Origin of the sequence: Paenibacillus sp. LjRoot56, assembly GCF_964253335.1 — a bacterium.
Lineage (GTDB): Bacteria > Bacillota > Bacilli > Paenibacillales > NBRC-103111 > Paenibacillus_E > Paenibacillus_E allorhizoplanae.
In genome coordinates this window covers 401209-413655 of record NZ_CAXURV020000004.1, presented here as the reverse complement: position 1 = coordinate 413655, position 12447 = coordinate 401209, and the positions used below count along the sequence as shown (strand labels likewise).

At 43.8% G+C, this 12447-nt stretch carries 14 protein-coding genes; 12 read left to right on the top strand and 2 right to left on the bottom strand.

The window, feature by feature from the left end; genetic code table 11:
• The first annotated feature begins 79 nt into the window (after window positions 1-79).
• From ACSQ8O_RS27590 to ACSQ8O_RS27535, 12 genes are all read left to right on the top strand, one after another.
• Entirely contained in the window at window positions 80-529 is a 450-nt protein-coding gene (locus tag ACSQ8O_RS27590) for an NUDIX hydrolase (RefSeq protein ID WP_436244293.1), read from the top strand.
• Between the two features lie 59 nt (window positions 530-588).
• Window positions 589-1170 (top strand): YdeI/OmpD-associated family protein, encoded by a 582-nt coding sequence (locus ACSQ8O_RS27585; RefSeq protein ID WP_436244292.1) that lies wholly within the window; start codon window positions 589-591, stop codon window positions 1168-1170.
• 31 nt (window positions 1171-1201) lie between these two features.
• Window positions 1202-2371 (top strand): alanyl-tRNA editing protein, encoded by a 1170-nt coding sequence (locus tag ACSQ8O_RS27580; RefSeq protein WP_436244291.1) that lies wholly within the window; start codon window positions 1202-1204, stop codon window positions 2369-2371.
• A gap of 24 nt (window positions 2372-2395) precedes the next feature.
• Entirely contained in the window at window positions 2396-2845 is a 450-nt protein-coding gene (locus tag ACSQ8O_RS27575; protein WP_436244290.1) for a hypothetical protein, read from the top strand.
• A 314-nt stretch (window positions 2846-3159) separates the two neighbouring features.
• Window positions 3160-4833, top strand: coding sequence for an alpha/beta fold hydrolase (locus ACSQ8O_RS27570; RefSeq protein WP_436244289.1), 1674 nt, complete (start codon window positions 3160-3162; stop codon window positions 4831-4833).
• A 119-nt stretch (window positions 4834-4952) separates the two neighbouring features.
• A complete protein-coding gene (locus ACSQ8O_RS27565) occupies window positions 4953-5351 on the top strand; it encodes an RrF2 family transcriptional regulator (protein WP_436244288.1) in 399 nt (132 codons plus the stop codon).
• Window positions 5352-5428: 77 nt separating this feature from the next.
• Entirely contained in the window at window positions 5429-6346 is a 918-nt protein-coding gene (locus ACSQ8O_RS27560; RefSeq protein ID WP_436244287.1) for an NAD(P)/FAD-dependent oxidoreductase, read from the top strand.
• Window positions 6347-6377: 31 nt separating this feature from the next.
• On the top strand, window positions 6378-6662 hold the full coding sequence (locus ACSQ8O_RS27555) for a hypothetical protein (RefSeq protein ID WP_436244286.1): 285 nt from the start codon (window positions 6378-6380) through the stop codon (window positions 6660-6662).
• Window positions 6647-7099, top strand: a complete 453-nt coding sequence (locus ACSQ8O_RS27550) for a class I SAM-dependent methyltransferase (RefSeq protein WP_436244285.1) — start codon at window positions 6647-6649, stop codon at window positions 7097-7099. The genes ACSQ8O_RS27555 and ACSQ8O_RS27550 overlap by 16 nt, the downstream gene beginning before the upstream one ends.
• Window positions 7100-7143: 44 nt before the next feature.
• The gene (locus tag ACSQ8O_RS27545; protein ID WP_436244284.1) at window positions 7144-7497 is read left to right on the top strand and encodes a hypothetical protein; all 354 of its coding nucleotides are present in this window, start codon (window positions 7144-7146) and stop codon (window positions 7495-7497) included.
• Window positions 7498-7528: 31 nt separating this feature from the next.
• A complete protein-coding gene (locus ACSQ8O_RS27540; protein WP_436244283.1) occupies window positions 7529-8038 on the top strand; it encodes an N-acetyltransferase family protein in 510 nt (169 codons plus the stop codon).
• A complete protein-coding gene (locus tag ACSQ8O_RS27535; RefSeq protein ID WP_436244282.1) occupies window positions 8031-8681 on the top strand; it encodes a hypothetical protein in 651 nt (216 codons plus the stop codon). The genes ACSQ8O_RS27540 and ACSQ8O_RS27535 overlap by 8 nt, the downstream gene beginning before the upstream one ends.
• On the opposite strand, the gene ACSQ8O_RS27530 is transcribed toward ACSQ8O_RS27535, so the two are convergent.
• Together ACSQ8O_RS27530 and ACSQ8O_RS27525 are read right to left on the bottom strand one after the other, a co-directional pair.
• On the bottom strand, window positions 8668-10518 hold the full coding sequence (locus ACSQ8O_RS27530; RefSeq protein ID WP_436244281.1) for an ABC transporter ATP-binding protein: 1851 nt from the start codon (window positions 10516-10518) through the stop codon (window positions 8668-8670). The two genes, ACSQ8O_RS27535 and ACSQ8O_RS27530, sit on opposite strands and share 14 nt — an antisense overlap.
• A complete protein-coding gene (locus tag ACSQ8O_RS27525) occupies window positions 10502-12250 on the bottom strand; it encodes an ABC transporter ATP-binding protein (protein ID WP_436244280.1) in 1749 nt (582 codons plus the stop codon). Before ACSQ8O_RS27525 ends, ACSQ8O_RS27530 begins: the two co-directional genes overlap by 17 nt.
• Window positions 12251-12447: the final 197 nt, after the last annotated feature.

Sequence of the window (12447 nt, the reverse complement as noted above, 5' to 3'; positions counted from 1 at the left end):
TCGCTTTGGTTGCTTTTTTGTTGGTACTATTTGTAAAATAGAAGGGGTGAGCTTCGTTCGATTGGAGGTAAGTGAACATATGAAAAAAGAATTCTCAGCAGGCGGAGTCGTTTACCGACAAATTGGCGATGAAATTCAAATATTACTAATCGAGGATCGCTATCGGAAACTGGCTTTTGCGAAAGGTCGCATGGAGGCTGGGGAGACGATAGAGCAAGCGGCGCTTCGAGAAATAAAAGAGGAAACCAATATTGATGGCAAGATCATACAGCCGCTTATCATCAATTATTATCAGTTCGAGCACACCGAGCATGGACAAGTGGAGAAGGAAACTCATTATTATTTAGTCGAAGCGCTTAGTGGTGAACTCAAAGCGCAAACGGAGGAAATTCGGGGAGTCAAGTGGCATGATGCGACGGATGCCTGGGCAGAACACAATCTGAATGGTTATGAGAATAATCGTGGGATTTTGAAAATGGCACTTGAAATCTTGGGATTCCTAGGTGAAGAGGATGAGATGAAGGTATAATGAAAGCGTATAGATTTGGTTATGTGTTGGTTTGATTGAACAACTAGGGGGCGAAACTTTTGAATAGTAAAAACGAATTACAACAGCTGCATTTTGAAGATCAACTTGCTTTTGAACAGTGGCTTGCGATAAATCATAACACTTCTCCTGGCATCCGTTTGCAAATCGCAAAGAAAGGTGCTCGTATCAAGACGGTTTCTTACGATCAGGCTCTCGAGAGCGCGTTGTGTTATGGGTGGATTGATAGCCAGAAAGAAAAAGCGGACGAGCAAATGTGGCTTCAACGTTTTACGCCTCGGGGTGTTAGAAGCATCTGGTCCAAAGTAAATAAAGATAAAGCAGAGACTCTGATTGCTAATGGGCGAATGAAACCTTCCGGCATGAAGGCGATTGAGGCTGCTAAGAAGAATGGGCAGTGGGAGAAAGCATATGAACCGCAGAGTCATGCCACGATCCCAGAGGATTTTGCTTTACAATTGGAGAGGAATAGCGAGGCGAAGGCCTTCTATGATACGCTGGATCGGCAAAATAAATATGCCATCACGTTCCGAATTCATACTGCCAAGAAGCAAGAAACGCGTGTGAAGCGGATTCAGGAGTTTATTTTGATGCTTGAAAATGGGGAGAAGATTTATCCTTAGATATTAATAATCGGAGAGGAAAACGAACATCATGACGAAAAAGCTATACTACGCTTCTGCCTATCAGCAGGAATGGCAAACTACGATCAGCCAGAAGATCGAAAGAGAAGACGGTCTCTATGTCCTCCTGGAGGAGACAGCGTTTTATCCGCATGGAGGTGGACAGCCTTGTGATGCCGGTGAAATTAACGGTATTGCTGTCTTGGATGTTCTTCTGGAGGAGGATGAGGTCCTACATAAGCTTGCGAGGATGCCAGATGGAACTAGCGCGTCTTGCCAAATAAACTGGCAAATTCGATTCGATCATATGCAGCAACATAGTGGTCAGCATTTACTTTCCGCCGTATGCCGAGATCTGTTTGAGGCTAACACAGTGAGTTTTCATTTGGGTACGGATTATTGCACGATCGATGTAGAGACGCTGGATCTTGAACCTAGTAAGTTAGCAGCGATTGAGATCGAGGTGAATCGTAAGATTTACGAGAATCGCTTAATTAGCAGCTATTTCGTATCGCCAGAGGAGTTAGCGCAACTGCCGCTTGTCAAACAACCTAAAGTGACGAAGGACATTCGGATTGTTGAAATCAAAGGCGTGGAGTATAACGCTTGCGGAGGTACACATGTTTCGTCAACGGGCGAAATCGGGATCATTAAGCTTTTGAAAACAGAGAAACAAAAGGGAAACACCCGCATTTATTTCCTCTGTGGTTTTCGTGCGTTGGCTGAGTTTAACGAGAATGTAAAAATTCTTGGGGCTTTGTCTGGCAAATTTAATACGGGCAAAGATGAAATCATGGATCGCATTGAGAAGTGGGAACAGGAGCACAAGCTTGTTCAAACTGAGTTAGCGGGGCTTAAAGAGAAACTAGATGAGTACTTGGCTCAGGAGTTGTTAGAAAGTCAGGATGTCATTGCATACCAATTCGACGATAAATCATTAAAGGACATGCAGAGTGTAGCAACGAAGGTTGCGTCAAAGACAGATTTACCAATTGTGCTCCTGAGTACTTCTGAGAACAAAGTCGTTTTTGCACACAACGGCCACTATGCACAAGCATGTGGAGCTTTTTTCAAAGCTCATCTAGGAAACTACAACGGCAAAGGCGGCGGCAGTGATAAGTTAGCCCAAGCGGGGTTCTCCAGTGGAGAGGATGCTTTGGCCTTTTATAAGTTTGCGATAGCGCAGTTGAAAGGGAAGTAAGGAAGATCGTTTGGAGGGATTTTAATGAAGAAACGATTAACCATTTTTTTCGCAGCAGCTGTATTATTAATTGGGGTTTATTTTATTTCTGAACTCTTTAGATCCGAACCACCTAAACCGACTATTACGGCTGGCAATAAGAAAATTGGTTTTGCGCAAGGTTCTTATTGTTGGTCAGGTTTATTTAGCGGAAAGTGCTCGGATATGGTTGCTCCCCCTGAGCTTATTAAATATGCGGGTCTTAATCCTGTTGTGGTTTCTCCAGAATCCCAAATTACGATTAAATTTAGAAGTAAACCTAAGAAAAATTCAATGGGTGCACAGTTATGGAAAAATAACGACAGGACAGCTGAAACTGTCCAACTGAAGAATCAAAGTTTGACGGTACCCAAAGAGAAAGGCGTGTACATATATGGGATTTCCGCCAATTGGAGGAAAGGTAGTTCCATTTATTTTTTTGTTGTAGAGGTTTAATCCGTAGAGGACATTGACCTATTTACGGGAATTTTTGCTGTGAAGTAAGGGGCAGGAAAGTTGTCTATATATAGTCATTTTGCAACTTGAATAATGTTTGAAATAATGATATATTTTAATTATTAGATAATTTTCTAAATATATAAAAGTAAAGAGGTGAACAACAAAGTTTGAGCATTGGGATGTATTGCTGATGTGTAAAATTACACGTCAAATGGATCCAAACCGATTTAATAATATTAAATTTGAAGATACTTTCGAAATGCTACGTCTATTAATATTGTGAAAATTTCTCAATTTGGAGGCACATACTTTTGAAAACGAATGCTATAATTCCCTTAAAAGTGATCTCAGCTATGCTGGCCTTAACCGTCAGTCTTCCGACCGTCTCAAGTGCTGCGGCCAGTAAGACGCTGGTGGTTACTCCGGCTTCACATGTCCAAATTGCTGCTGAAAGTTCAGCGCAAAACGTACCCTTACGTGCAGTTGTCGAAACGCTTGGTGGAGAAGTGTTGTGGGACGAAACCAGTTCGTCTGTAAGCGTCAAATATCTCGGACATGCATTATCCTTGAAAATTGGGAGCAATGAAGCTTTAATCGACGGCAAGGTGATTACTTTGCCGTCGGCGGCGCAGCTCGTAGAACAACACACCATTTTTGCGCTTCGTGCTCTCAATGAAGCACTCGGTACCACAATCGGTTGGGACGACCAAGCCCAAGCTATCATCTTTGATAAAACGGATCTCACAGGCAAAGCGACAGCTTTTATTGCCTCCGCTTTGGGCTCATCGCCAAACAGTTCGACACAGTTTTTTAGCGCCAATCTGGGGTCAGTTGCAACGGCGGAGAGTATCAAACAATTTTTCGGAAACGTAACAGGTCAACTTGGAAGTTATAAAGGTGTAGCCAAACTCACTTCCGACAAAACCATTGTACACGAAAATGTGAGGCTCACTCTCACTTTTGAAAAAAGCGAAATACCTTTCGTCCTCAGATTTAATCATGGAGGAGAGATCGATGACTTTTTGCTCGATTCTTCCGCAGCATTGAAGCTAGAAGGTTACAAACTGCCGAGCTATGCGAATTCGGAAACATATAACGAAAAGGAAGTGATGATCGGTGAGGGTCGCTGGGCTTTACCTGGCACACTGACACTGCCGACAGGAAAAGGTCCACATCCTGTAGTTGTGCTCGTACACGGATCGGGGCCGAATGACCGCGACGAGTGGCTTGGCGCGCTGAAGCCGTTCAGCGATCTAGCAGTAGGCCTGGCTTCACAAGGTATTGCCGTTTTACGTTACGAAAAACGTAGCCTTGAATATCCGGCGCAGCTCAGTCTTTTGCCAAATATGACGATGAAAGAAGAAGCGCTCGACGATGCGCTTACCGCCGTCAAACAAATGAGCAACACCGAAGGCATCGATCCTAGACAGATTTATGTACTTGGACATAGCCAAGGAGGTTTCATGATGCCGCGTCTTGTAGAAGCGGATATAGATAAGCAAATTGCAGGAACTGTGCTAATGTCAGCGCCAGGCGGCTCCTTTTTCGACTTATTGGAAAAGCAATTTTCTTATCTCGTAGATCTGAAACAGATGCCTCCCCAATCGTTGGACTTTTATAAAAAGCAGTTTGCCATCTTGAAGGACCCTAACTTGTCCACCGCCAATCCTCCGAAAGAATATTCACTCGGAAATTGGTTTATGGACCTACGCGGTTATGAACCCGCTGAAAAGGCGAAGACTCAGACAGGGAAAATGCTCGTCCTACAGGGAGGGCGCGATTATCAAGTCATGCCGGAACAGCTTGATATCTGGAAGAACAATTTGAAAGATCGGAAAGACGTTACTTATCGCCTGTACCCAAAACTTAATCACTTCTATACCGAAGGCGAAGGAGCCATGAGCACGCCTCAGGAGTATTTTAAGCAGGGTAACATCCCGTCGGAAGTCATCAATGACATCGGCAATTGGTTTAAAAACAAATAAGTTTGCAGAAAAGTAAAAGGAGTACTAACAAATAAATCACCCGGATTCATGGCCTTGCTTGAATTTCATTTAGATTAACGCTATAATAGACTCATAAAGTCTTTAATGGGGGCGTGAAAATGAAATATTCACAAGCGACTGACTATGCCCTTCATGCGATGCTCTATTTGGTAAACGCCGGGGCTGACAAACCTGTCGGTGTGCAATTGCTTGCCGAGAAGCTAAACGTTTCACAGACTTATCTATCTAAGTTGATGACGAAACTTGTCAAAGCAGGATTAATCCATTCTTCTACCGGGGCTAACGGTGGATATCGCATCAAGCATACTCAGCAGGATATCTCCTTTCTCGATATCATTCGTGCAATTGAAGGTACCGCGTCTTTGTTCGAATGCAGCTTTAATCATGGAAGCGGATGTCAGATCCAGCAGGTTGTAATGGACGCTGAACGACAGTTGGAACAGTATCTGGCGAGTAAGAAAATCGCAGATTTGGTGAGCATGCATATGGCGGAATAGATTCCGTCCTTTTTTTAAGACTTATTATAGATATTGAGAGTCTATTAAGTCCCTAATATAAAGTAATCGAAAGGAAGATGAACATGAATTATGATTGTTTGATTATCGGCGGAGGGCCTGCAGGTCTTCATGCAGCTTTAGTTTTAGGAAGAGCAAGAAAGAAGGTGCTTCTCATTGATGAGGAGCAACCTCGTAATAGGGTTACTCGCGAATCCCATGGTTTTCTTACACGGGACGGTATAAAGCCAAGCGAGTTTCGGCGGATTGCTATGGAACAGATTAGTGTTTATCCAACTGTGGATCATGTGTCTGATAGGGCAGTGTCGATAACAGGAAACGATGGTAATTTTCAAATCACAACAGCTCAGGGGGAGAGATATGAAGGTAAGAAGGTGCTTTTTGCAATAGGTAAAAAAGACCTTCCTTTGGATATTAACGGTTTAACCGAGGTATACGGCAAGAGCGCTTTTGTATGTCCGTATTGTGATGGTTGGGAATTAAGAGATCAGCCACTGGTGCTCATTGTGAATGGAGCCAAGGCGCTTCATCTTGCGAAGATGATTTCTGGTTGGACGAGCCGATTCACGATATGCACGAACGGGCCTGATGAGTTATCAGATGCTGAAAAAGAAGAACTTAAGCAACATAACGTACCGATATATGATTCGCCTATACGCTCCATTGTATCCAATGAGGGCTACGTTCAACATGTGGAACTAGAGGACGGAACCCGACTCCTGTGTACGGGGATTTTCTTTGGCCCGAAATTAGCGATCGGGTCGGATCTCCCGCAAACAATAGGTTGTGAGATGACGGAAACAGGTACAGTCGTCGTAGATCAATTCGGTAAAACCAATGTTCCAGGTATATATAGTGCTGGAGATGCAGCATCGGAGATGTATCAAGTCATTATGGCGGCATCCTTAGGCGCTATAGCTAGTATGAGCATAAACAGTGAGCTCCTCATGGAGAATTGGCATAAAGCAAGTTTATAGTAAATATGACAAATAATGGATATGGTCGCATATGAAGGATAATTATAATTCGGAAATGGCTCAAATTTATGAAACGAACGCACGAATTTCAATACCGACGTATGACGCATTATTCGGGATGGTTCAATCCTATTTTCGAGCTGAATTAAGCGGAGAAGGAGCTTCGGTGCTAGTCATCGGCGCAGGAGGAGGAAATGAACTATCCGCGTGGGGACCTACTAACCCAGAATGGACTTTCACGGGAGTGGACATTTCGGAAGAAAGCTTAAGATTGCCCAACATAAAACAAACCAGCTTGGCTTGTCCAATCGCGTAAATCTCATCATTGGAACGATTAACGATTTGCCAAAAGCTGACAAGGCATTTGATGCGGCAAGCTGCCTGTTAGTTCTGCATTTCATCGACGATGTGCAAGAGAAGCTGGAACTGCTCAGAAGCATTCATGCCCATTTGAAGCCAGGAGCTCCATTTGTACTCGTTAGTGCTTATGGGGATCGTGATGGTAACGAACTAAAGGACAGATTGCATGTTTGGAGGAGCTTTTGGTTGGATGCGGGGAGATCGCCTGACAAAGTCAACGAAATGGTGAATACAGGTATTATGAAAATATCCTTCTTGCCTGAAAAGCAAATCGAAGGGTTATTGCAAGAATCTGGCTTTACGAACGTAACGAAGTTCTTCGTAACAGGACTTTTTGGCGGTTGGATTTGCCATGCAGGAAGTAATGGCTTGGACATCGAATGTGATGTGTAATTGAGATCTGAATAACGATGAATTCAGTGAAAGGAGTTACCTACATGCGCGCTCAAAAATTACGTCCATTTGTTCCGTCAGGGGAGGATTTCCCTCTTGCAGTGCAGTTTTATACGGATCTCGGATTTGAAAAAATATTTGCAAATCATCAGGGTGTCATTTTCAAAGTTGACGAAATGGAATTTCATTTACAGAATTATCATAACGTAGAATTACAACAAAATTATATGCTGGAATTGTGTGTACAGGACATAGACGCGTGGTGGACTCATATCCAAAATACGGAGGTCGTCAGTAAATATCAAATTCGAGCTACCGCGCCTAAGATGCAACCTTATGGAAAACGAGCAATTCATCTGATCGACCCCGCGGGTGTTCTCTGGCACTTTACTGAGTAACATTACCAAATAAGATGTGGAGGAGAAGTCGTTGTATATTCGAGTTTTGGATGAACATGATGCCAAGATTTATCAAGAATTAAGATTAAGTGCGCTGCAAATCAGTCCAGAAGCATTTGGCTCCACGTATGAGCGAGAAGTTCATTTTACAATGGAAATGGTTGCTGATCGTATTAAGCCAACAAGCGGTAAGTTTGTACTTGGGGCATTGGATGAACAGGGATCGCTTGTTGGATCCGTCTCTTTTGTAAGAGAGAGCAGTCTGAAGACAGCACATAAAGGCAATGTTTATGCGATGTTTGTTGCTTTGAATCAGCGAGGTCAAGGTTTGGGGAAAAAGCTGCTGATTGAGCTAATTCGGAGAGCTAGTGAATGCGAAGGCGTTGAGCAAATCAACTTAGCTGTTATGTCACATAATGAAGCAGCGAAGAAACTGTACGATTCCCTTGGGTTTAAGGTTTATGGTGTGGAGCGTAACGCGCTGAAATATAATGGTCAGTATTATGATGAGGATTTGATGGTTCGGAGATTGAATGAATAGGAATAAAGCGATGATTTCAATCATTGTGATATTTCTTCTCATTACCTTCTTTCCTTTGAAATGGTTATTCGAACAAAATAAATCTTTGTACGATCAAATTGAGCATGTCATTACGGCTAAAGATTCCGATTTTAAAGAACTTCTACATATACATGCGGATAGGAAGCGAACTTTAGCCTTTTATACGACGAATAAGTCAGAACTATGTGTAGTCTTACTTAAGAAGAAATTTCATGGATACTCCTGGGGTGCGTATATCAATAGAAGTTCAATGTTTGTTGGTCGAGAATTAAGCTGGCAAGGATCAGAAAGTCAAGAATCCGACATTCATCTGTTGTATGGGGTTGTTGAAAACCCGGAGATCACTCAGATACTTTTAATAAGTGAAGGTAGTCAGTCAGTACATATAATTAAAAAGGGTGAGAATGCCATATGGTATTTCATAGCCGAGAGCAGTTTGAAGAGTCCGATTACGATTCAGGCATCGAATAAAAATGGAAAAACCTTGTATGAAACGGGGGATGCTGAGTTTTGGAAGCAGCCCATTTCGCACATTTATCCGCAAATAGCGTATCCTATTTCCCTTTATTCAAAAGGCTGTCTCTTTAGAGACAGCCTTTTCGTGCTAATTATTCTGACGTAGGGCTAGATGGAGCGAATTGATTAGAAAACATCCGAGAATAGGTTCCTTTGTGGCTCATTAATGCGTTGTGATTGCCTTGTTCGGCGATCTCACCTTGATCGATAACCATGATCGTATCCGCATTCCGGATCGTGTTCAGTCTGTGAGCAATAATGAAGCTCGTGCGCCCCTTCATGATGGAGAGAAGTGCTTCCTGAATATGAAGCTCTGTCCGTGTATCTATGCTGCTAGTTGCCTCATCCAGGATGAGAATAGAAGGGTCGGCTAAAATAACGCGAGCTATCGCAAGTAATTGTCGCTGACCTTGGCTTAAATTCCCGCCATTCTCAGAGAGAGGCGTATCATAGCGCTTAGGTAGTCGACTAATGAAGGTGTCGGCATTTGCCAGTTTAGCTGCTGCAATCACCTCCGCATCCGTTGCCTCAGGGTTACCGTACTTGATGTTCTCCTTAATCGTGCCGGAGAATAAATACGTATCCTGCAGCACGATGCCAAAACTGCGGCGAAGACTGCTCCGGGTATAGGATTTGATATCCCGACCGTCAATTAAGATCGTACCGCTTGTAGCATCATAGAAGCGAGTTACAAGATTCACGATTGTCGTTTTGCCTGCTCCTGTGGGTCCAACGAGCGCTAAGCTGCTGCCTGCCGTTGTCTCGAAACTTACCTCTTTAATAATCGGTCGATCCGGCCGATAACCGAAAGTAACGTCTTGGAAGGTAACGTGACCAATTGGTTTCTCCAGATCGATGGCTCCTGGTTCATCCTCCGCTTCTTCCGCTTCATCCAACACTTCAAATGCACGTTCTGCTCCTGCTACACCGGATTGCAGCACATTATAAGTGTTCGCAATCTCATTTAGTGGTCTCACGAACTGGCGCGAGTAGCTTAGGAAGCTAGCAATGACACCGACCGTAATATGACCTTTTACGGCCAAAATACCACCGACGATGGCAACGGAAGAGAAGCCGATATTGTTGATGACACCTAGGATAGGCATTAGAAAACCAGACCAAATTTGCGCTTTTAATCCAACCTCATACAATCGACCATTTACGTTGTTGAACTCATGGATCGCTTTCTGCTCACGATTAAATGCTTTAACGACAAGCAGGCCGGAAATCGTTTCTTCAATATGACCGTTCAACTTGCCAAGCTGTGCCTGTTGCTCTTTGAATAGCACGCTGGTACGTTTGGTAATTGTTTTGGCCAGCAAGAAAACAAGTGGAACCGTAATGAGCGTAGCAAGCGTCAAGGTTGGGCTTAAAATAAGCATCATGATAAAAGAACCAACAATCGCAATAGAGCCTGTCATCAACTGTGTGGTTGCTTGCGAGATTGAGTTGCTTACATTGTCGATATCGTTCGACAGTCGGCTCATGACATCACCATGGCTGCGTCCGTCGAAATAAGCAAGGGGCAGCTTCTGCAGCTTTGCAAACATGGTTTGGCGAAGTCTCCGTACCACACGTTGTGCGAGTCCAGCCATAACCCAGCTCTGCATAAAGGTAAGTCCGCCATCAGCAATGTAAGTGGCAATCAGAACAATCATCACCACGTCGAGAACGCTATAATCTACGACTCCTCCAGCCATGGCATCAACGGCGACACCAATGAGATAGGGGCCAGCTAAGGTTAGAGCAGCATCTGCTAGGATAAACAGAAAGACGATGGTTAACCACTTTCGTTCAGTACCCATATAGGACCAGAGGCGACGTAAGGTGTTTTTAAAATTTTTGGGCTTCACGGCAGGAGCACGTCCACCGCGACCCAGTGGTCCAGTGATCATCGGGACGTCAGGTGCTTGTTGTCTCGAACTATCATTCGGCTTTGACATGATGTGGCAGCTCCTTTCCGAATTGGGAGTGACATATTTCCATATAGATACGGCAACTGGTCATTAACATCTCATGTGTACCGATGCCCACGATTTCACCATCATCCATAACGACGATCTTATCCGCATCCATAACGGAGGTAATGCGCTGTGCAATGATCAAACAAGTGACGCCGGAGGCAAATTCTTTGAGCGATTGTTTGATTTTCGTCTCCGTCGCGGTATCTAAAGCGCTTGTACAATCATCGAGAATCAGAATGTCGGGTTTTCGGATTAGTGCACGTGCGATAGATAGCCGCTGTTTTTGTCCGCCAGACAAGTTCACACCTTTTTGACCCAGCCTCGTTTCATAACCTTCAGGGAATGCTGTAACGAAGCCATGCGCATCTGCCATAATCGCGGCTTGCTCAACCTCTTCGCGTGTCGCATGTTCATGGCCCCAACGCAAATTCTCTTCAATTGTGCCGCTGAATAGAATGGTGTTCTGAGGCACAATGGCAATGCGATCTCGGAGCTTGGAAGGTTCCAACTCGCGTATATCCACACCGTCAACACGGATTGAGCCGGAACTCGTATCATAGAAGCGGGGAACGAGACTTACAAGGCTGCTTTTACCTGACCCCGTGGAGCCAATTATACCAATTGTTTCTCCTGGGAGGCATGTCAAGTTAATATATTTCAGAATAGGTTCACCAACAGCTCCGTCATAGGAAAATGACACATCCGTGAAGTCGATTCGGCCTCCAGGACGCTGAGCAGGTAGTGTTGCTGTATCGTTCCAAGTCATTTCATTGATCTGACTGAAAACTTCACCGATCCGTGTAGCTGAGGCTTTGGCCCGAACGAACATATTAAATACCATCGAAATCGTCAGCAAGGCAAACAAAATTTGCGTCATGTAATTGACGAACGCTACGATATGACCAACTTGCATTTGATGATGATTAACACGCCAAGCACCTAGCCAAAGCACGGCAACAATACCAAAATTGACAGTAAGCAGGATGGAGGGGTTAAAGATCGCGAGCAGTCTTGTGACCTGAATCGACTTGTCCTGATAATCGATATTGGCTTTCTGAAACTTCCCGGCTTCATGATCAAATCGATTAAATGCTTTCACGACACGTATACCGGACAAATATTCCCTTATCACGCGGTTGACATTGTCCAGTGCTTTCTGCACGTTAACATATCTGGCAAAACCCACCTTCAAGTTCAAGGCCACGAGCACGCCTACGAGTGGAACCACGATAAGTAATACAACAGCCAGATGCATATTCAGCCTTATAGCCATAATTAGACTTCCAATACATAAGATAGGTGCTTTAACAAAAATACGCATGAGACCATTCACAAAATTTTGCACCAGCGTCACATCATTCGTTAATCGTGTAATTAAGGAGGCGCGTTCGAATCGCTCGATATTGGTGAAAGAAAGTGACTGTATCTTTTCAAATAAATCCGCTCTAAGCTCTGTACCGAATTTCTGTGAAACATGGCTGGCGACAATATTCCGAGTAGAAGCTGCGACGGCACCAAACGCTGTGATAAGGAGCATCAAGCCACCCATGCGAAGCACATAATCAAGCCGTTTCTCCGCAACGCCAACATCCAGAATGTGGGACATGATGGTTGGTTGCATTAAATCCGCAAGCGCTTCCAGCATGACGAAAAAAACAGCCACTAGAAACAATTTCCAGTGCTTCCTGATATATTTTTTCATGAAAATCATTGATGCACACGCTCCTCTTTCCGCAGTCCATAATTCAGCCTTAGTTAATAGCCATTTTATAACGGAAGCCATTTTACGTGCAATATATGGATTGCAATAACCACAAGACTAATCAGAGATAGGATTGGTATCATGCAGTAATTTTAGATAAAATATAGTTAATTCTAGTACGCTATTATGATAGTGAGGTGTAGAAA

Bases quoted from the DNA above. Each gene is read 5' to 3' on its own strand.
- ACSQ8O_RS27590 (WP_436244293.1), top strand. From the start codon at position 80: ATGAAAAAAGAATTCTCAGCAGGCGGAGTCGTTTACCGACAAATTGGC.
- ACSQ8O_RS27580 (WP_436244291.1), top strand. From the start codon at position 1,202: ATGACGAAAAAGCTATACTACGCTTCTGCCTATCAGCAGGAATGGCAA.
- ACSQ8O_RS27575 (WP_436244290.1), top strand. From the start codon at position 2,396: ATGAAGAAACGATTAACCATTTTTTTCGCAGCAGCTGTATTATTAATT.
- ACSQ8O_RS27565 (WP_436244288.1), top strand. From the start codon at position 4,953: ATGAAATATTCACAAGCGACTGACTATGCCCTTCATGCGATGCTCTAT.
- ACSQ8O_RS27560 (WP_436244287.1), top strand. From the start codon at position 5,429: ATGAACATGAATTATGATTGTTTGATTATCGGCGGAGGGCCTGCAGGT.
- ACSQ8O_RS27555 (WP_436244286.1), top strand. From the start codon at position 6,378: ATGAAGGATAATTATAATTCGGAAATGGCTCAAATTTATGAAACGAAC.
- ACSQ8O_RS27545 (WP_436244284.1), top strand. From the start codon at position 7,144: ATGCGCGCTCAAAAATTACGTCCATTTGTTCCGTCAGGGGAGGATTTC.
- ACSQ8O_RS27535 (WP_436244282.1), top strand. From the start codon at position 8,031: ATGAATAGGAATAAAGCGATGATTTCAATCATTGTGATATTTCTTCTC.
- ACSQ8O_RS27530 (WP_436244281.1), bottom strand. From the start codon at position 10,518: ATGTCAAAGCCGAATGATAGTTCGAGACAACAAGCACCTGACGTCCCG.
- ACSQ8O_RS27525 (WP_436244280.1), bottom strand. From the start codon at position 12,250: ATGATTTTCATGAAAAAATATATCAGGAAGCACTGGAAATTGTTTCTA.